At 60.2% G+C, this 19,124-nt stretch carries 16 protein-coding genes; 11 read left to right on the top strand and 5 right to left on the bottom strand.

Annotated elements, in window-relative coordinates; all coding sequences use genetic code 11:
* Nucleotides 1-3 precede the first annotated feature (3 nt).
* On the bottom strand, nt 4-2,610 hold the full coding sequence (gene mprF / locus ACR0EZ_RS02275) for a bifunctional lysylphosphatidylglycerol flippase/synthetase MprF (protein WP_480610317.1): 2,607 nt from the start codon (nt 2,608-2,610) through the stop codon (nt 4-6).
* Nucleotides 2,611-2,720: 110 nt separating this feature from the next.
* Complete coding sequence (locus tag ACR0EZ_RS02270; protein WP_480610315.1) at nt 2,721-3,149, bottom strand: Lrp/AsnC family transcriptional regulator; 429 nt, start codon at nt 3,147-3,149, stop codon at nt 2,721-2,723.
* 86 nt (nt 3,150-3,235) lie between these two features.
* On the opposite strand from ACR0EZ_RS02270, the gene rocF reads away from it, so the two are divergent.
* Together rocF and ACR0EZ_RS02260 are read left to right on the top strand one after the other, a co-directional pair.
* Complete coding sequence (gene rocF / locus ACR0EZ_RS02265) at nt 3,236-4,156, top strand: arginase (RefSeq protein ID WP_480610313.1); 921 nt, start codon at nt 3,236-3,238, stop codon at nt 4,154-4,156.
* Nucleotides 4,156-5,199: an ornithine cyclodeaminase gene (locus ACR0EZ_RS02260; RefSeq protein WP_480610311.1), complete on the top strand. Its 1,044-nt coding sequence runs from the start codon at nt 4,156-4,158 to the stop codon at nt 5,197-5,199. The genes rocF and ACR0EZ_RS02260 overlap by 1 nt, the downstream gene beginning before the upstream one ends.
* Nucleotides 5,200-5,342: 143 nt before the next feature.
* Here ACR0EZ_RS02260 and ACR0EZ_RS02255 read toward each other — a convergent pair whose 3' ends face one another.
* From ACR0EZ_RS02255 to ACR0EZ_RS02245, 3 genes are all read right to left on the bottom strand, one after another.
* Nucleotides 5,343-6,746, bottom strand: coding sequence for a TRAP transporter large permease (locus ACR0EZ_RS02255; RefSeq protein WP_480610310.1), 1,404 nt, complete (start codon nt 6,744-6,746; stop codon nt 5,343-5,345).
* Between the two features lie 3 nt (nt 6,747-6,749).
* Nucleotides 6,750-7,379, bottom strand: a complete 630-nt coding sequence (locus tag ACR0EZ_RS02250; RefSeq protein ID WP_480610308.1) for a TRAP transporter small permease subunit — start codon at nt 7,377-7,379, stop codon at nt 6,750-6,752.
* Nucleotides 7,380-7,440: 61 nt separating this feature from the next.
* Complete coding sequence (locus ACR0EZ_RS02245) at nt 7,441-8,457, bottom strand: C4-dicarboxylate TRAP transporter substrate-binding protein (protein ID WP_480610306.1); 1,017 nt, start codon at nt 8,455-8,457, stop codon at nt 7,441-7,443.
* A 429-nt stretch (nt 8,458-8,886) separates the two neighbouring features.
* Between ACR0EZ_RS02245 and acs the strand changes: the two genes are divergently transcribed.
* The 9 genes from acs to ACR0EZ_RS02200 all read left to right on the top strand — a co-directional run bounded on the left by acs (nt 8,887) and on the right by ACR0EZ_RS02200 (nt 19,099).
* Entirely contained in the window at nt 8,887-10,851 is a 1,965-nt protein-coding gene (gene acs, locus ACR0EZ_RS02240) for an acetate--CoA ligase (protein WP_480610304.1), read from the top strand.
* Between the two features lie 7 nt (nt 10,852-10,858).
* Nucleotides 10,859-11,542, top strand: a complete 684-nt coding sequence (locus ACR0EZ_RS02235) for an adenylate kinase (RefSeq protein ID WP_480610303.1) — start codon at nt 10,859-10,861, stop codon at nt 11,540-11,542.
* Between the two features lie 181 nt (nt 11,543-11,723).
* Nucleotides 11,724-12,008 carry a DUF4212 domain-containing protein gene (locus tag ACR0EZ_RS02230; RefSeq protein WP_480610301.1) on the top strand — a complete coding sequence of 95 codons (285 nt, stop codon included), beginning with the start codon at nt 11,724-11,726 and terminating at the stop codon, nt 12,006-12,008.
* A gap of 15 nt (nt 12,009-12,023) precedes the next feature.
* The gene (locus ACR0EZ_RS02225) at nt 12,024-13,808 is read left to right on the top strand and encodes a sodium:solute symporter family protein (protein WP_480610300.1); all 1,785 of its coding nucleotides are present in this window, start codon (nt 12,024-12,026) and stop codon (nt 13,806-13,808) included.
* A gap of 109 nt (nt 13,809-13,917) precedes the next feature.
* Nucleotides 13,918-15,741 (top strand): DUF294 nucleotidyltransferase-like domain-containing protein, encoded by a 1,824-nt coding sequence (locus tag ACR0EZ_RS02220; RefSeq protein WP_480610299.1) that lies wholly within the window; start codon nt 13,918-13,920, stop codon nt 15,739-15,741.
* Between the two features lie 49 nt (nt 15,742-15,790).
* Complete coding sequence (locus ACR0EZ_RS02215; RefSeq protein WP_480610297.1) at nt 15,791-16,309, top strand: hypothetical protein; 519 nt, start codon at nt 15,791-15,793, stop codon at nt 16,307-16,309.
* Between the two features lie 2 nt (nt 16,310-16,311).
* A complete protein-coding gene (locus tag ACR0EZ_RS02210; protein WP_480610295.1) occupies nt 16,312-17,724 on the top strand; it encodes a 3'-5' exonuclease in 1,413 nt (470 codons plus the stop codon).
* 88 nt (nt 17,725-17,812) lie between these two features.
* Nucleotides 17,813-18,313, top strand: coding sequence for a flavin reductase family protein (locus tag ACR0EZ_RS02205; RefSeq protein WP_480610294.1), 501 nt, complete (start codon nt 17,813-17,815; stop codon nt 18,311-18,313).
* 87 nt (nt 18,314-18,400) lie between these two features.
* Nucleotides 18,401-19,099 (top strand): sulfotransferase family 2 domain-containing protein, encoded by a 699-nt coding sequence (locus ACR0EZ_RS02200; protein ID WP_480610292.1) that lies wholly within the window; start codon nt 18,401-18,403, stop codon nt 19,097-19,099.
* The last annotated feature ends 25 nt before the right edge of the window (nt 19,100-19,124 follow it).

Below are 19,124 nucleotides of genomic sequence, written 5' to 3'. Positions count from 1 at the left end.
AGGTTACTTCGTCAGCCCGCGCAGCCCGCCCGAGATCAGGATATTCACCTCGTACAAAATGCGCGGGGCCGCAAACCCACCGGGGCTGGCCAGATAGTTCGGGCTCCATTCCGGTTCGAATTTTTGCTTGAACGAGCGCAGACCCTCGAAATGATAGAACTGCTCGCCATGTTCATAGACAAACCCGCCGATCCGGTTCCAGAGCGAGGCCAATTGCCGGTTTTCGATCCCTGAAAACGGCGCGGCCCCAAGCGAGAACCAGTGGAACCCCTGCTCGGACCCCCACACCATCATCTCGGCAAACAGCGCGTCCATCACAAAGCTGGGGCTGTCGGGTTCGTAGCGCATCAAATCCAGCGATAGTTCGGACTTGTTGCCGCCCTGAAACAGGTTGGCAAAGGCCATGATCTTGCCTTCCTCATTCCGCAGGACGGCATGATCGAAATAAGACAGGTAGTCGTCATCGAAGCCACCCAGCGCAAAGCCTTTCTCTTCGCCCGCCTTGCGCGCCAGCCAATCGTCTGAAATCTGGCGCAATTCCGGCAGCACCGGGGCCAGGTTTTCCTTCGGGATGATCTCGAAAACATAACCCTCGCGCTCGGCCCGGTTCTTGGCCTGACGGAACCGTTTGCGCGACTTTCCGTCCAGCGAGAAGCCTTCGAGCGGGACACGCGCGACCTCACCAATTTTCAGGATCGACAGGCCAAGGTCCAGAAAGGTCGGCAGGTACTTGGTCGAGACGCTGTAGAAGGCACAAAGCTTGCCTTCACGATCCGCCATCTCGCGCATTTGCCAGATCAGTTGTTTCCCTGCGGTCTCATCCCCGACCGGTTCGCCTTTCGATATGATGGCGTTGCCCGTGTCGGCATAAGCGATGAACGCGGTTTCGTCCGGCGAGATCAGGAACTGCTTGTCTCCGGTCAGTGAGATTTGCGATTCAGTATCCTCGGATTCCATCACAAGGCGCTCGACAACTTCGGGAATCTCGGTGCGGACCGGCGTGGGGATCTCGCGCCCGAACAGCGAGTTCACTGCGACCACTCCAAGGATCACCGCCACCACGAGGCTGGAGCGCAGGAACCGCGAAGCGTCACCGTTCCATGCGAATTCCCACCAAAGCGCGTTCTGGTATTCCACATGGGAATAGGCAAACAGGCCGATCCAGAAGATCACCGCCAGCAGCGCCACAACGCTGACCAGCCATGGAATGTTCAGCCGGAAGATCGACGCGCCGCTGACGCGATAGAACGCCCCCCGGAACGTCGCCAGCAAACCAATCGTTGCCAGAATACCGACCGCCTCATGCGTATCCAGCCCCTTGGTGAGCGAGGCCACAAACCCTGCCACCATCAACAACATCGCAACAACCCACGCCCGGTAAAGCTTGCGGAACAACCCGCGTGAGACCAGCAGCAACAGCACTCCCACCGCGCTGCCCAGCAAATGCGATGCCTCGACAAAGGACAGGGGCAGAAACTCTCGCAATACGCCCAGGCTTTGGCTGTTCGACGGCAACGCACCCGAGACCAGAAGGATTACGCCCGCCACAGCAGCCACACCGGCAGCGACCATTGGCACGATCGGGCGGACAACCCGATACACCCACGTTGCCGCCCCCCCGATCCGATGGCGTTGCGTCAGGGCCGAGGCAACGGCGATGGACAAGGTGGCAATTCCAAACGGCAGGAAGGTGTAGACAACCCTGTACAGCACCAAAGCGGCAATGACATCCGACCGGCCGGACGCGCCGAGACCGGCGATCAGAGTGGCCTCGAACGCGCCAATCCCGCCCGGGGCGTGGCTCAGGATACCGACCGCGATGGCCGCTACGTAGACGGTGAAGAAGAACGGAAAGCCGACACCCAGATCGTCAGGCAGCAGGATGTACAGCGTCATGGACGCGCCAAACAGGTCGCCCAAGGCGGCCAGCGTCAGCAGCCCCGCCAGTTTGCTGCTTGGCAGGTTGAACCCGACGCCCGCAAAGGACAGCTTGCGCCCGCCCTTGGACAGCCAGACAAACACGGCGATAAGCAGGGCCAGAAGGCAAAGCCCGATAATCGTTTCCGTCGTTTCGCTGATCGGGACAACCTTGGACACGCCATCAGGGTGAAAAGTCAGCAGCATTCCCAGCGTCAGAACCAATCCGGTCCAGAACGCGATCCACGAGGTTGCGATCACCCCGGCCACGCGCCCAAGGTCAAGGCCCAGCGAGGCATAGATTCGATACCGGATCGCCGTCCCCGTGATGTAGGAAAAGCCCAGACAGTTTGATACTGCGTATCCGCAGGCCCCCGCCATTCCCGCCACCGGCAAGGGAACCTGGCCATCGGCCACGCTTTTGACCGAGAAGACATCGTACATTGAAAGCGACAAAAAGCTGAACGCCGTCCAGCACAGGGCGAAAAACATCAGCGTCCAGGACGTGTTCCGGATGTCCATCTGCACATCCGACCATTTAACGTGACCCGAGAGTTCATGCAGAACGATCAACGCGATCAGCGTGATCAGCACGGGAATCGCGATCCGGACCCAGGGTTTTTCAAGCGTGGCCGTGACCTTCTCGGCCCATTGCACGGCGCGGGGTTCTCTGCCTTGCTCGTGACTGGTCATTGTGAAGGTCCCTGTTGTCTGAACCGGATACACCGGCGATGCCTGCCCGCTGACATTGACACAATCTTGTTGCAACTCAAAGCACTACGCGGTGGCCTGACCGCTGTGAGCTAAAGCCGTCCCTTGCGCGTGGACAGCAGCAGGTTCGTCTCGGACCGGGTGATCCCGTCCATGCGGCGGATCTGAAACAGAACCTCATCGAGTTCGGCCAGCGTTTCCGTCCCGATCTCGGCGATCAGATCCCAGGTGCCGTTGGTTGAATGTACTGCCCGCACCTGCGGCATTGCGGCGATCCGCGCCATGGTCCGTTCGGTCCCGCGCCCCTCAATCTCAAGCATCATAAGCCCGCGCACCGGGCTTTGCGCCACGTCGCGGCGGGTCAGAACGGTAAAGCCTACAATCTCCCCCGAGTCCTTTAGCCGCTGCAACCGGCTGCGAACCGTCGTGCGGGTGACGCCGAGCGTCTCGGCAAGCTCGGACAGAGAGGCACGGGCATCCCGATGCAGCGCGCTGAGCAGCCTGTTATCCAAATCGTCCACAACCAATTTCCATTTTGGATCGTTGGGTTTCCTTTTGAACAATTTGTGGCCTTCCGGCAAGGCATAACGTCAGGCTAAATCAGCATATGGACACCAAGAACATAACACTCGTCGGCGCGCCGATGGACGCTGGCAAACGGCGTCAGGGGTGCCGCATGGGCCCTGACGCCTATCGCGTGGCCGGGCTTCAGCAAGCACTGACCGATCTGGGCCACACAGTCACCGACTATGGCGATGTGCGCCCCCAACTGACAGACACCCCGGATCACCCGCACCTGTTTGCCCTGCCCGCTTGCGTGGGCTGGACGCAGGCACTGAGCCAGACGGCGCAGGAGGTCGCGGGACAAAGCCTGCCGATCTTCATGGGCGGGGATCACGCCCTGTCGATGGGCACAGTCGCTGGCATGGCCGCGCATGCGGGTCGGCTGAATCGCCCTCTCTTCGTTCTCTGGCTCGATGCCCACAGCGATTTCCACACGCCGGACAGCACCGGCAGCGGCAACCTGCACGGAACGCCGGTTGCCTATTTCACCGGGCAACCCGGGTTTGGCGCTTTCCCGCCCCTGCCCGCGACAGTCCCGACCAATCAGGTGGGCATGATCGGGCTGCGGTCTGTCGACCCCGCCGAACGCGCCCGGCTTGAGCATGATCACGCGATGCTGGCAGACATGCGCAGCATTGATGAACACGGCATCAAAGCCCCTTTAATGGCGTTTCTGGAGCGTGTCAGGACAGAAAACGGTATCCTGCATGTCTCGCTGGATGTCGATTTCCTCGACCCCGCCATCGCACCTGCTGTCGGCACCACCGTTCCCGGCGGAGCAACCGAACGCGAAGCGCATCTGGTGATGGAGCTTTTGCACGAAAGCGGGCTGGTTTGCTCGCTCGATCTGGTCGAACTGAACCCGTTCCTAGACGAGCGCGGCCGCACCGCAAAACTGATGGTCGATCTGGCCGCGTCCCTGCTTGGCCGCCGCATCTTCGATCGCCCGACCCGGAGTTTCTGATGACCCTACCTTCTGACAAAGCCCTCGTGCCCTTTGTGTCCGTCGACAACATGATGCGGCTGGTTCACCATATCGGTCTCGAGCAGATGATCACCCGGATCGCCGCGCAGATCGAAGCCGATTTTAAACGGTGGGAGAGTTTCGACAAAACCCCACGTATCCCGGCCCACTCGCCCCACGGCGTCATCGAACTGATGCCAACATCGGATGGTGAGGCCTATGGGTTCAAATACGTGAACGGCCACCCCAAGAACACGTCCGAAGGGCTGCAAACCGTGACCGCCTTTGGCCTGCTGGCAGACGTTTACACCGGCTACCCCACGTTGCTGACCGAGATGACAATGCTGACGGCGCTGCGCACAGCGGCGACCTCGGCCCTGGTCGGCAGCTACCTGGCTCCGAAATCGGCCACCACAATGGCGATGATCGGCAACGGCGCGCAGTCCGAGTTCCAGTGCCTTGCCTTCAAAGCGATGTGCGGGATCGACACGGTGCGCCTTTATGACACCGACCCGAATGCCACCGCCAAATGCGCGGCGAACCTACAGGGTAAAGGGTTGACGGTTATCGCGTGCAAAACGCCCGAGGACGCTATCGAAGGCGCGCAGATCATCACAACCTGCACCGCCGACAAGAAATACGCCACCATCCTGACCGACAACATGGTCGGCCCCGGTGTCCACATCAACGCAATCGGCGGCGACTGCCCGGGCAAGACCGAACTGCACCGCGACATCCTGCTGCGTTCCGAGATTTTTGTCGAATATCCCGAACAGACCCGTGTCGAAGGCGAGATTCAGGCGCTTGAGGCTGATCACCCGGTCACCGAGATGTGGCAGGTCATGACCGGACAAGCCAAGGGCAGAACGGATGACCGGCAGATTACCCTGTTCGACAGTGTTGGCTTTGCCATCGAGGATTTCTCGGCCCTGCGCTTCATAAAGCGCGCCATTGAGGGTACGGATTTCTTCGAACCCCTCGACATGCTGGCCGACCCTGATGATCCGCGCGATCTATATGGTATGTTGATGCGGGCCGGATAAGGCGCACGAATGGGGGCGCTGCCCCCGTCGCCCTGCGGGCGCCTCCCCCGGGATATTTTTAGCCAGATGAAGCATGGGATCCTTTATTCATCTGGCCCCAAATATCCCGGAGCGCGAGGCAGAGCCTCGCAAAAACCTTCGCACTAACCTGCCAAGGACGGCAGATAGAGCACAATCCCCGGAAACGCGACAAGCAGCGCAATCGTGACTGCATCTGCGATGAAGAACGGGGTGACGCCTTTGAACACATCCTGAACACTCAGGTCCGGGCGCACCCCGGCGACGACAAAGCAGTTCAGGCCGATGGGCGGCGTGATCAGGCAGAACTCGGCCATTTTCACCACCAGTATCCCAAACCAGATCGCGCACATGGGGCCGGACATGCCGAACGCGCTGTCTGCGGCGCTGACGGTTTCGCCTCCGTTCAAGGCCATCACCGCCGGGTAGACCACGGGCAAAGTCAGCAGCAGCATGCCGATGGCGTCCATGAACATACCCAGCACCGCATAGGCCAGAAGGATGCAGATCAGGATCAGCATCGGCGACATTTCTAGCGATGTGATCCAGTCCGAAAACGCGCCGGGCAGGTCCGCGAAGCCCAGAAAGCGCACGTAGATCAGGACGCCCCAGATGATCGAGAAGATCATGGCGGTCAGCTTCGCGGTTTCCAGCAGCGCGGATTTGAACTCGGGCCAGCGCATGCCGTGGAACAGGGCGAAACAGAAGACGATGAACGCGCCGATAGCGCCGCCTTCGGTTGGTGTGCCCCAGGCTTTGTCGCCGAACGGGTTGTAGACGAAGCAGATGATGATCAGGATCACCGCGACAATCGGGATCGCACCGGGCAGCGCGGCGAAGCGTTGCTTCCAGTTGAACCCGGTCACCGGCGGGCCGACGGATTTGAACACTACCGCGATGCCGACGATCAATAGGCCGTAGACCAGCGCCGAGAATGCGCCGGGAATGAACCCGGCCAGCAGCAGTTTGCCCACATCCTGTTCGACGATGATGGCGTAGATCACAAGGATCGCCGATGGTGGGATCAGCGAGGCCAACGTGCCCCCGGCCGCCACAACGCCCGCCGCAAAGCGCTTGTTGTAACCGACGCTTAACATTTCGGGGATGGCGATGCGTGCAAAAACGGCCGAGGTCGCCACCGAGGCGCCCGATACCGCTGCAAACCCGGCGGTTGCAAAGACGGTGGACACCGCCAATCCTCCGGGAACCCAGGCGATCCAGCGCTTGGCGGCCTCGAACAAGGCACGGGTCAGGCCGGCGTAATAGGCCAGATAGCCGATCAGGATGAAGGTGGGGATCAGGCTGAGCGTGTGTGCGGCGACCTTGGAATGGGGCACCTGCCCCGCCGTTTTCACCGCAACAGTCAGGGCCTTGCCGAACCGGTCGGGGTCGTAGCCAAACTTGGCCCAGAAAATCCAAACCAGCCCGAACAGGCCCGCCAGACCCGCCGCAAAGGCCACCCTCATGCCGGTAACGACCAGAACCAGCAGACCGCCCGTCACCCACAGGCCGATTTCAATCGTGTCCATGGCCTAGTCCTGCCCTTCGAACTGCTCGGCCTCGGCCGCTGCCTGCGCTGCGGCGTCCTGTATCAGGGGAACCGCAACCGGGGCCTCAAGCCCAAGAACCAGCGCCCGCCCATAGCCCCACACCTGCAGAACCAACCGCAGGCACAGAACGGAAAACGCGACCGGGGCCAACAGTTTGGCGGGCCACAAGGGAATGCCGATGTCGATAGAGCTATCCCTGCTCCACAGCGGTGCGCCGAAATCGAAGGATCGGTCGAAATGCGACCAGCTGCCCCAGACCAGCGCCAGCATCAGCACAAGGATCAGAATGACTGAGATCAGCTCGAACAGCCACAGCGCCCGCCCGTGCAGGCGGGAGATTACGATGTCCATGCGGATATGCCCGCCGTCCCGCTGAACGTAAGCGATGCCCAGAAACGCGATCAGCGGCATCGCCTGTTCGATCCAGTCGACATAGCCCGGTAACGGCGCGTTGAAGGCGTTGCGCCCGCTGACGGACACCACCGCCAGCACCATAAGGCTGAACACCGCCAGGCCGCTGATCAGTGCCAGAAACCGTTCCAACCCCAGCAAACGCTGGTCCAACTGGCTGAGGCGGCTGCCATCCTCCAGCACGGTGGCTTGTCCTGCCATGCCGCATTTCCCTTATGTTCAGAAAAAAGCGGGTGCCCTTGCAGGCACCCGGTCACAGCAATCAGTTGCCACCGCGCTGTTGTTGCAGCGTCGCCTGGACCAGATCGTAGAGATCCTGCGCCGGCAGACCCTGAGCGGACATATCCGCAATCCACTGCTCACGGATCGGATCGGCTGCGGTCTTGCGGAATTCCTCGATCACCACATCGTCAATCTCGACCTTCTGAACGCCCTTTTCTTCAAGCACGCTGTCCCACTGTTCGAGCAGCCCGCCATAGTTGGCAAGGTAGTGATCGATGGCTTCGTCGATGGAACTGTCCAGTGCCTCGCGATGTTCGGGCGACAGCGCCTCGTAGGCGTCGATGTTTACCACAACCGGGCAGTTCACGGTGCCGGGGTTCAGGTTTGCCGTCCACCAGTCAGCCTCGTTGATGGTGCCAAAGGACAGATGCGCGTGCTGGGCAAAGGCGACCGTGTCGACCACACCGGATTCCATTGCATTAAACGCCTCGGTCGCGGGAACGGATGTCGGCACTCCGCCGACCGCTTCAAAGGCCTTTCCAAGACCGCCGGTGGCGCGGACACGCATACCGTCAAATTCCGAAAGCTCGTCGCGCGGCTCACCGGTGCCTACAATGTTGTACTGCGGCATGGGCGAGGTCATGATGATGCGCGCATTCCACTGCGCCATCTCATCCTTGACCGCGGGATGGTCATAGACGGCGTGGCTGACGGCCACCTCTTCGTCCAGGTTGTTCACGCCCAGAAACGGCAGTTCAAGAACGGTGATCGCGCGATTCTTGTCCCGGTGATACCCGGCGCAGAACTGGGCCATCTCGAACGCGCCAATCTCGATCCCGTCCAGATTCTCACGCGGTTTCGACAGACCGCCGTAGCTGACGTTGATGGTGAAGTCTCCGCCGGTTTTTTCGCTGACAAGCTCGGCCAGTTTTTCCACATGCTCGGTAAAGGCGCGGCGTTTGCCCCACACGGACGCATTCCATTCGGTGGCTGCGGCTTCGGTGACGAAGGCAACGCCCAAGGCGGCGACGGCAGCGCCGCTCAACATTCTTTTCATAGTGATCTCTCCCGTTGGTGCGCCCCTGTTTCGGAGCGCTTGGAACGAAGCTAGCGCCAACATAGCTTTGTGCCAACCCCAAGCAGCAGACAGCCAAAGCAGGCGTTTGGGCCGAACCAAAGACCGCACGCCCATCAGCGCCCGGATGTGCAGGGAGGCGAAGCCAGACAGGGGCGAGATTTCGTCTTGGCAGATGTTACACTTACCCTGTTGTTTAATAAGTTACTTTTCTGATTTTACGCAGAACGTTTACAAAAATACGCCGATTTCAGAAACTTATTTACAAACTAATCCTGATATTACCGCAATTTATTTATTTATTTTCAAAGCACGGTAATATTCAGCATGGGGAGGAAAAGGATCGACTTCGCCGGAACACCCGGCGAAAAACGATCCAAAGCAATCCAGTCCTAGAGGGAGGAGCCTCATATGACCACCGCTGCCCAGGCAGATGCCAAGACATATCCGCCATCCGCAGAAACTGTTGCGCGTGCACATATAGATGCCGCGAAATACACCGAGATGTATGCCGCCTCGATCGATGATCCGGACGCATTCTGGGGTGAGCAAGGCAAGCGTATCGACTGGATCAAGCCCTTCTCGACGGTCAAGGACACGAATTACGATTTCGGTTCCGTCAAAATCAACTGGTATGCCGATGGTACGCTGAACGTGTCGGCCAACTGCCTGGACCGCCATCTAGAGAAACGCGGTGATCAGACGGCGATCATCTGGGAGCCGGACGATCCGAACGACCCGGCACAGCACATCACCTATGCCGAGTTGCACCGCCGCACCTGCCGGATGGCCAACATTCTGGAATCGATGGGCGTGCGCAAGGGCGACCGGGTTGTGATCTATCTGCCGATGATCCCCGAGGCCGCCTATGCCATGCTGGCCTGCGCGCGGATCGGCGCGATTCATTCGATCGTTTTTGCTGGGTTCTCTCCGGACGCGCTCTCCGCCCGGATCAACGGGTGCGACGCCAAGGTCGTGATCACCGCCGATGAGGCCCCGCGCGGTGGCCGCAAAACGCCGTTGAAATCCAACGCCGATGCCGCCCTGCTGCACTGCAAGGACACCGTCAAATGTCTGGTCGTCAAGCGCACCGGTGGTCAGACCACGTGGATCGACGGGCGCGACTATGACTATAACGAGATGGCCCTTGAGGCGGACGATTACTGCGCCCCTGCCGAGATGGGTGCTGAAGACCCTCTGTTCATCCTCTATACCTCCGGCTCGACCGGCCAGCCCAAGGGCGTGGTCCACACCACCGGCGGCTATCTGGTCTATGCGTCGATGACGCATCAGATCAGCTTCGATTACCATGACGGCGATATCTATTGGTGTACGGCGGATGTGGGCTGGGTCACCGGGCACAGCTATATCGTCTATGGCCCGCTGGCCAATGGCGCGACCACGCTGATGTTCGAAGGCGTGCCGACCTATCCGGATGCCGGCCGCTTCTGGGAGGTCTGCGCCAAGCACAAGGTCAACCAGTTCTACACCGCCCCCACCGCGATCCGCGCGCTGATGGGTCAGGGCGACGAATGGGTCGAAAAGCACGATCTGAGCGATCTGAAGATTCTGGGCACCGTGGGCGAACCGATCAACCCCGAAGCCTGGAACTGGTATTACAACGTCATCGGCGGCGGGCGCTGCCCGATTGTTGATACCTGGTGGCAGACCGAGACCGGCGGGCATCTGATGACTCCACTGGCCGGGGCCCACGCGCTGAAGCCCGGCTCGGCCATGAAACCGTTCTTTGGCATCGAACCGGTGGTTCTGGACCCGCAATCGGGGGTCGAGATCGAGGGCAACGGGGTCGAGGGCGTGCTGTGCATCAAGGACAGCTGGCCCGGCCAGATGCGCACCGTCTGGGGCGATCACGAGCGGTTCGAGAAGACCTATTTCTCGGACTACAAAGGCTACTACTTCACCGGTGACGGATGCCGCCGCGATGAGGATGGCGATTACTGGATCACCGGACGTGTCGATGACGTGATCAACGTTTCGGGTCACCGTATGGGCACGGCCGAGGTCGAAAGCGCGCTGGTTGCGCATGCCGCCGTGGCCGAGGCCGCCGTGGTCGGCTATCCGCATGAAATCAAAGGACAAGGCATCTACTGCTATGTCACTTTGATGAATGACCGCGAGCCGTCGGATGAGTTGCTGAAAGAGTTGCGCACCTGGGTCCGGACAGAAATCGGCCCGATTGCCAGCCCGGATGTGATCCAGTGGGCCCCCGGCCTGCCGAAAACGCGGTCCGGCAAGATCATGCGCCGTATCCTGCGCAAGATTGCCGAGAACGACTTTGGCAGCTTGGGTGACACGTCAACGCTGGCCGATCCGTCGGTGGTCGAAGACCTGATCGAAAACCGCGCGAACAAGTGAGGATGTGATGGACGCTGACACGATCACCACACCCGCCGTTCTTATCCTTCTCGGCCCTCCGGGTGCCGGGAAGGGAACGCAGGCCCGTATGCTTGAGGACAAATTCGGGCTTGTGCAACTCAGCACCGGTGATCTGTTGCGCGCGGCAGTCGCCGCCGGGACCGAGGCGGGGAAAGCCGCCAAGGCTGTCATGGAAGCCGGCGATCTGGTCAGCGACGAGATCGTCATTGCCATCCTGCGCGACCGCATGGCGGAACCGGATTGCGCCAAGGGCGTCATTCTGGACGGCTTCCCGCGCACCACAGTTCAGGCCGAGGCGCTGGACGGCTTGCTGTCGGAAAACGACCAGAAGATCAGCGCCGCCATCAGCCTCGAGGTTGAGGATGCCGAGATGGTGATCCGAATCTCGGGCCGCTACACCTGCGCCGGTTGCGGTGAAGGCTATCACGACACGTTCAAGCAGCCCGCCGTCGAAGGCGAATGCGACAAGTGCGGCCATACCGAGTTCAAGCGCCGGGCTGATGACAACGCGGAAACCGTGGCTTCGCGCCTGCAGGCCTATCACGCGCAAACCGCGCCGCTGATCACGTATTACGAAACGCATGGTGTCCTGCAGCGCACGGACGCCATGGGCAAAATCGAAGACATCGCCAGCGATCTTGAGGCAATCGTCGGCGACGCGATGAGTTAAGGGGAGGAGAGAGGCCGTAAGGCTTTGATCCTAAATCAGAATACTTCAAGGACCCGCCTTGGCGGAACCGGGAAGTCTTGCCTGATGCCATCTGGTATCCGGCACAAGTGAGAAGCGGCCCAACGCACTGGAGGAGTTGGGCAACGGGCCGCCCAACGAGGAAGCGAAGGAGGACCCCGCAATGGCGGATCAATCAACAAACTCCGCGCAGACTGCCGAGGCCGACAAGGGCTATTGGCAGGCCAACCTGCGTCTCATCTACATCAGCCTCGCGATCTGGGCGCTGGTGTCATTTGGATTCGGCATTCTGCTGCGTCCGCTGCTGTCGGGCATCTCCGTCGGCGGAACCGATCTGGGCTTTTGGTTCGCTCAGCAGGGATCGATCCTGGTCTTTCTGGTGCTGATCTTCAACTACGCCTGGCGCATGAACAAGCTGGACGCCGAGTTCGGCGTGGACGAAGAGTAAGGGAGAGCGGGGACAATGGATCAGTTTACCATCAACCTGCTGTTTGTTGGCGCATCCTTCGCGCTATACATCGGCATCGCGATCTGGGCCCGGGCGGGGTCCACATCGGAATTCTACGCCGCCGGTCGCGGCGTTCACCCGGTCACCAACGGTATGGCGACAGCGGCGGACTGGATGTCCGCGGCCTCGTTCATCTCGATGGCGGGCCTGATTGCCTTTACCGGCTATGACAACTCGACCTTCCTGATGGGTTGGACCGGTGGCTACGTGCTGCTGGCTCTTCTGCTTGCGCCCTACCTGCGTAAGTTCGGTAAATACACCGTATCCGAGTTCATCGGCGACCGTTTCTACAGCCAGACCGCACGTGTTGTGGCCGTGGTCTGTCTGATCGTTGCGTCGGTGACCTACGTGATCGGTCAGATGACCGGCGTGGGCGTGGCCTTTGGCCGCTTCCTCGAGGTGTCGAACACCTCCGGTCTGCTGATCGGTGCCTGCGTCGTGTTTGCTTACGCGGTGTTCGGCGGGATGAAAGGCGTGACCTATACGCAGGTCGCTCAGTACTGCGTGCTGATCACCGCCTACACCATCCCGGCGATCTTCATCTCGCTGCAGCTGACCGGCACGCCGATTCCGGCGCTGGGTCTGTTTGGTGACACCGCCAGCGGTGAGCCCCTGCTGACCAAGCTGGATGCGATCGTGACCGAGCTGGGCTTTGCCGACTACACGGCGCACCACTCGAACACGCTGAACATGGTGCTGTTCACGCTGTCGCTGATGATCGGTACCGCCGGTTTGCCGCACGTGATCATGCGCTTCTTCACCGTGCCGAAAGTGTCTGACGCCCGCTGGTCCGCCGGCTGGACGCTGGTCTTCATCGCGCTGCTGTACCTGACCGCACCCGCGGTTGGCGCAATGGCCCGTCTGAACATCACCGACATGATGTGGCCCAATGGTGGCATCGAAGGTGGCGCTGTCTCGGTCGAGGAAATCGACACCGATCCGCGTTATGACTGGATGAAAACCTGGCAGAAAACCGGTCTTCTGGATTGGGAAGACAAGAACGGCGACGGCAAAATCCAGTACTACAACGACAAGTCCGAAGCCATGACTGTCATCGCGGAAGAAAAAGGCTGGGTCGGAAACGAGCTGACCAAGTTCAACCGTGACATTCTGGTTCTGGCCAACCCCGAAATCGCCAACCTGCCGGGTTGGGTGATCGGTCTGGTCGCTGCCGGTGGTCTTGCGGCTGCTCTGTCGACCGCTGCGGGTCTGTTGCTGGCGATCTCGTCGGCGGTGTCCCACGACCTTGTCAAAGGTGCGATCAACCCGTCGATCTCTGAAAAGGGTGAACTGCTGGCGGCGCGGATTGCAATGGCCGTGGCCATCGTCGTGGCAACCTATCTGGGTCTGAATCCTCCGGGCTTCGCGGCGCAGACGGTGGCCTTGGCGTTCGGTCTGGCGGCTGCCTCGATCTTCCCGGCGCTGATGATGGGGATCTTCTCGACCCGCATCAACAACACCGGCGCGGTTGCAGGTATGCTGGCAGGTCTGGTCGTGACCCTGGTCTACATCTTCCTGCACAAGGGCTGGCTGTTCATTCCGGGCACCAACTCGTTCACCGATGCTGATCCGCTGCTGGGTCCGATCAAGTCGACCTCGTTCGGTGCAATCGGTGCGATGATCAACTTTGCGACTGCCTACGTTGTTGCAGGCATGACCAAAGAAACTCCGCAGGAGATCAAGGATCTGGTCGAAAGCGTTCGCATTCCCCGTGGTGCTGGCGCAGCTCAGAATAAATGAGCATGATGCGGCATATGGTTAACTTCCATATGCCGCGTCTTTCGACTTACTTGTCCCGCCCGGCATATCACCGGGCGGGATTTTTCAATCAGACAACCGGAGACAAATAATGCCCCTGTCCCATGATCAGATCACCCGGTTTCTGAAATCCGTACACCCCTATGACGCCCTGCCGGACACGGTTCTTGACGACATCGCCAAGCAGATCGAGGTGTGGGAGGTGGACGAAGACAGCAGCGTCTACGATCTGGGCCACACTCTGCCCGGCGTTTTCGTGATCTACGAAGGACAGGTCGAAATCACCGATGAGAATGGCGAGGTTGTATCTCATCTGGGTCTGCGCAATTCATTTGGCGAACGCGGGCTTTTGAAGGGCGGCAAAGCCTCGACCAAGGCGCGGGCGAACTCGCCTTCGGTCCTGATCGTCCTGCCCCCTGATCTGGTGCGAGAGCTGATCGACGGGCATGATGTCGTCTCAAAGTTTTTCAACCGGACACGCGGCGGGCGCACCGGCCCCCAAAGCCTTGCCACCAGCGCCATCGACGTGCTGATGGCCCGGAACCCGGCCACCTGTCCCCCCGGCACGCCGGTTCGGGATGCTGCACAGATCATGCGCGACAAGCGGATATCTTCGCTGTGTGTCAGCGATGAAGCCAAGCTGCTGGGCATTGCGACCTTGCGGGATATCTCGGGCAAATACGTGGCGGATGCGATGGCACCGGATACGCCTGTCTCGGCGATCATGACGCCCGATCCGGTCACGCTGTCCCCCTCTGATATCGGGTCGGACGTGCTGCACGTGATGATGGAGCGCGGGATCGGCCACATCCCGATCTGCGAAGGCGGGCAACTGGTCGGTATCGTGACCCAAACGGACCTGACCCATTATCAGGCCGTGAACTCGGCCGAACTGGTGCGCCAGATTGCGCAGGCAAATGCGGCCCAGGATATGGCACAGGTCACGGCCGAGATCCCTCAGCTTCTGGTTCAGCTTGTGGCCAGCGGCAACCGGCATGAAATCGTCACCCGGCTGATCACCGATGTTGCGGATACGGTCACGCGGCGATTGCTGGCTCTGGCCGAAGAAAAGCTTGGCCCCCCGCCCGTCCCTTACCTGTGGCTGGCCTGCGGCTCGCAAGGCCGGCAGGAACAGACGGGTGTGTCCGATCAGGACAATTGCCTGATGCTGGATGACAGCGTGACCGAGGCCGACATGCCCTATTTCGCAGCGCTTGCGAAATTCGTGTCGGACGGGCTGGACGTTTGCGGATATTTCTACTGTCCCGGCGATATGATGGCGACCAATCCGCGCTGGTGCCAGCCGGTGCGGGTCTGGCGCGAGTATTTCAGCGGCTGGATCGCCAAACCCAACCCCGAGGCGCAGATGCTAGCCTCGGTCATGTTCGACCTGCGCCCGATCGGCGGAGCGTTTGACTTGTTCGCCGACCTGCAATCGGAAACGCTGAGGGCCGCCAGCGCGAATTCGATCTTTGTCGCGCATATGATCTCGAACTCGCTGAAACACACACCGCCTTTGGGCCTGTTGCGGGGGTTTGCGACCATCCGCTCGGGCGAGCATCGCAACACGCTGGACCTGAAACACAACGGCGTTGTCCCGGTGGTCGATCTGGCGCGCATCTACAGCTTGCAGGGCCAACTGCCCGAGGCCAACACCCGCGCCCGCCTGAAAGCCGGTGAAGGCGCTGGCGTGCTTAGCCCCTCGGGCGCACGGGATTTGCTGGACGCCTACGACCTGATCGCCGAAACGCGGCTGGAGCATCAGGTCGGGCTGGTAAAATCCGGCGACACACCAGACAATTACCTGCCGCCCTCGAACCTTTCGGATTTTGAGCGAAGCCATCTTCGGGATGCGTTTGTGGTGGTCAAAACCATGCAGTCCGCAGTGGGTCATGGCAAAGGAATGCTGGGCTGATCCCGGCCCAAGAATAAAAGGCTGACAAGCCGGAAGAACGGAGAGACACATGTTTCTGGAATTGATCGGCACGATTTTTGCGGGCTTTGCCTTTGCGGGCGTCGTGATGGTGCTGAACAAGTTGTCGGGTGGGCGCTTGCCCCGTTGGGCGGCCCCTGTCGCCGCCGGGTTGGGGATGATCGGCATGACCATCGCCAGCGAATATTCCTGGTATGACCGCACGCGCGGCACCCTGCCCGGCAGTCTTGAGATTGTCGAAGAGGTTGAAAGCCGCGCGTTCTATCGCCCGTGGACTTACGCAGTGCCCTTTGTCGACCGGTTCGCGGCCATCGATACGGTATCGGTGCGCAAGAATGACGAGGTCCCGGACCAGCGCCTTGTCGATCTGTATTTCTTCGGACGCTGGGCTCCGGTGTCCAAACTGCCGGTCGCCGTCAACTGCGCCGAAAACCGCCGCGCCAGTCTGGCTGACGGGGTCGAGTTCGGCGACGACGGGCGCGTGCTGAATGCAGACTGGATCGCCCCCGGTTCAGGTGACCCGATTATCGAGGCAACCTGCGGAGTCTGATCATGCTGACCAAGCTGAGCCTGCGCCTTCGTGTCTTTCTGTTCTTCTGCCTTCTGGCCGTGGGCGGGCTGGCCGTCAGTTCGGTTGCGCTTTGGATCAGCTATGCACGGTCCAACGATCCGGACCTGTTGGACTCATTCATCTTCGCCGAAATCCTGATCGCGTTTGGGTTTCTCGCCATGATCGCCGGGATTTGGCTGCTGTTCGACGACAATGTCGCCAAACCGATCGAGCGCCTGTCCGCCGAGTTGCGCGCGCGGGCGCACGCGGGCGTCAGTACCGACATGGATCTGGACGCGGCAAAGTACCTTGGCGATCTTGCGCCAGCCGCCGCCGGGCTTGCCGATCAATTGTCCGACAAAACAATGAACATCGCCGAGGTCATTGCCGCCGAAACCGCAAATCTCGCTGCGGAAAAACAGCGGCTTACGGCGCTGTTGACCGAAATTCCCGTCGCCATGCTGCTGGCGGGACCGACGCATAAGATCGTTCTATATGACGCGCAGGCGGCCGAGGTTCTGGCCCAGATCGCCCATCCCCGGCTAAACGCCTCGCTTTTTGAATACCTCGACCCGACGCATCTGGAAGGCGCCTATGCGAAGCTGACGAAAACAGGTCTGGACGTGACCTGCACGTTGCGCAGCATCGATGGAAATCAGACCTATTCGGCCCGGATGAAGCCGCTGGGCGACGCGCCCGGCTATATGCTGATCTTCGACGACAGCGCCGTCCAGATCTCACCCGATGCCGAGCGCCCGCTGGTCTATGATTTCGACCTGCTCACCTCGAACACGGAAGGCGAATTTGAAAGCCTGTCCCTGTCCGATCTGTGCTTTGTGGTCTTTGACACCGAAACGACCGGCCTGCTGCCCCACAAGGACGAAATCGTTCAGATCGGCGCGGTTCGGGTTCTGAAAGGGCGGATCGTCGAGGGTGAGCGCATCGACACGCTGGTCAATCCCGGCATTCCGATTCCGCCCGCCTCGACCCGGGTTCACAAGGTCAGCGACCACATGGTTCAGGGCGCGCCGGATATTTCCGAAGCCGGACGGCTCTTTCACCAGTTTGCCCGTGATGCGGTGATCGTGGCCCATAATGCGCCGTTCGACATGGCCTTTCTGCGCCGCCATGCAAAACGAATGAATGTCGAATGGGATCACCCGATCCTGGACACCGTCCTGCTGTCGGCGGTCCTGTTCGGGGCCAGCGACACCCACACGCTGGACGCGCTATGCGAACGGCTGGACATCGAAATCCCCGAAGCGCTGCGCCACACCGCCTTGGGGGACGCCGTTGCAACCGCCGAGGCGCTGGTCAAGATGCTGCCGATGCTGCAGGCCCGGGGTATGAACACGTTCGGGGCCGTCATCGTCGAGACGCGCAAACACGGCCGTCTGCTCGAGGACCTGAACTGACCTGCCGTAATATGCGGGTCAAAGTCAGCTTTCGATGGACAAATCCGGCGGGCCGTGGCACCTGATGCGCGGCCAAGGAACAAGCGCGATGACCGAGAAGACCTTTACCCCCAGCCCCGATCAAAGAAATGCCTTTCGCGAGGCATTGGGCTGTTATGGCACGGGTGTAACCGTCATCACCACGGAGACTGCACTGGGGCCACGGGCAATCACCGTGAACTCTTTCGCGTCCGTGTCGCTGGACCCGCCGCTGGTGCTGTGGTGTCTGGCCAAAGAGTCGAACCGCTTCGACGCGTTCAGCGACTGCCAGCACTACTCCATCCATGTCATGGCGCAGGAACAGCAGGATCAGGCGCTGAAATTCGCCCGCGACGGGGCCGATTTCTCGCATGCCGACTGGGCCGCAGACACGTCAGGCGGCCCGCGTCTGGCCAATTGCCTGGCCCGGTTCGATTGCCGCCTGCATGCCCGGTACGAGGCCGGGGATCATCTGATCCTGATCGGTCACGTGGAAACGGTCATGCACCGCCCCGGTCAGGGCCTTATTTTCAAGCGCGGTCAGTTCGGGAAGTTTCTCGACAACATCTGAATACTCGTTTCTCTTCATCTATGGTGAGTGGCCTGCTAAATTGCTATCCGGCCCGCAATCACCACAGGCAGTGCGCTCGGAGAGAAGATGATCAGCAGCAAAAAGAACTTTGTCTTCGTGCACATCCCGAAGACCGCCGGAAGCTCGGTCACCTATTGCCTGCGGCACGATTTCGACCGCGAGAACAGGGTGCAGCGCTTTGTAAACAGCATTTCGAAACGTGTCTCGGGCCGGAAAATCTATGAGATCACGCAGTTCCAACCTCTGCCAAACCACGCCACGGCGGCTGAATATCTTGCCTATTTCGGAGATCGTTACTGGTCGATGAAAAGCTTCAGCTTTGTGCGAAACCCATACGATTTGATGGTTTCGTTTTTCTATTACATGCAACAGGCGCCGCAACATCATGACCATGAAAAGGTGCAGGGGCTGAGTTTTCGGGATTACATTCTAAAGACCTACGACCCCGATCACCCGGAAAGCTGGCAGGTGCGTTATCTTGTGGATGATGAAGGGCGCAATCTCGTTCAGAAAATCGGGCGTGTCGAAACGGTCTCGGACAGCTTTTCAGAGATCACGCGGCATCTTGGGATCAACGCTGAACTGCCGCATCTGAACAAATCGAAGCGTGGTAGTTACCTGCAGCATTACGACGACGAGACGATCGATCTTGTCGCCCGCGTGTTCCGAATTGATTTTGAGCAGTTGGGTTACAGCCTTGATCCGAACTGCACCGAAGTGACCCCGATGCAGTTGGAGCCGCATCCGAAACTGCTGGCGTACTAGTAATTCCCTGCTTATCCGGTGACTA

The sequence above is a fragment of the Ruegeria sp. AK4 genome, assembly GCF_056541025.1.
Note: the sequence above shows the minus strand (reverse complement) of the source record. Positions and strands in the feature narration are given on the sequence as shown.

Bases quoted from the DNA above. Each gene is read 5' to 3' on its own strand.
- mprF (WP_480610317.1), bottom strand. From the start codon at position 2,610: ATGACCAGTCACGAGCAAGGCAGAGAACCCCGCGCCGTGCAATGGGCC.
- rocF (WP_480610313.1), top strand. From the start codon at position 3,236: ATGGACACCAAGAACATAACACTCGTCGGCGCGCCGATGGACGCTGGC.
- ACR0EZ_RS02260 (WP_480610311.1), top strand. From the start codon at position 4,156: ATGACCCTACCTTCTGACAAAGCCCTCGTGCCCTTTGTGTCCGTCGAC.
- ACR0EZ_RS02255 (WP_480610310.1), bottom strand. From the start codon at position 6,746: ATGGACACGATTGAAATCGGCCTGTGGGTGACGGGCGGTCTGCTGGTT.
- ACR0EZ_RS02250 (WP_480610308.1), bottom strand. From the start codon at position 7,379: ATGGCAGGACAAGCCACCGTGCTGGAGGATGGCAGCCGCCTCAGCCAG.
- ACR0EZ_RS02245 (WP_480610306.1), bottom strand. From the start codon at position 8,457: ATGAAAAGAATGTTGAGCGGCGCTGCCGTCGCCGCCTTGGGCGTTGCC.
- acs (WP_480610304.1), top strand. From the start codon at position 8,887: ATGACCACCGCTGCCCAGGCAGATGCCAAGACATATCCGCCATCCGCA.
- ACR0EZ_RS02235 (WP_480610303.1), top strand. From the start codon at position 10,859: ATGGACGCTGACACGATCACCACACCCGCCGTTCTTATCCTTCTCGGC.
- ACR0EZ_RS02230 (WP_480610301.1), top strand. From the start codon at position 11,724: ATGGCGGATCAATCAACAAACTCCGCGCAGACTGCCGAGGCCGACAAG.
- ACR0EZ_RS02225 (WP_480610300.1), top strand. From the start codon at position 12,024: ATGGATCAGTTTACCATCAACCTGCTGTTTGTTGGCGCATCCTTCGCG.
- ACR0EZ_RS02220 (WP_480610299.1), top strand. From the start codon at position 13,918: ATGCCCCTGTCCCATGATCAGATCACCCGGTTTCTGAAATCCGTACAC.
- ACR0EZ_RS02215 (WP_480610297.1), top strand. From the start codon at position 15,791: ATGTTTCTGGAATTGATCGGCACGATTTTTGCGGGCTTTGCCTTTGCG.
- ACR0EZ_RS02210 (WP_480610295.1), top strand. From the start codon at position 16,312: ATGCTGACCAAGCTGAGCCTGCGCCTTCGTGTCTTTCTGTTCTTCTGC.
- ACR0EZ_RS02205 (WP_480610294.1), top strand. From the start codon at position 17,813: ATGACCGAGAAGACCTTTACCCCCAGCCCCGATCAAAGAAATGCCTTT.
- ACR0EZ_RS02200 (WP_480610292.1), top strand. From the start codon at position 18,401: ATGATCAGCAGCAAAAAGAACTTTGTCTTCGTGCACATCCCGAAGACC.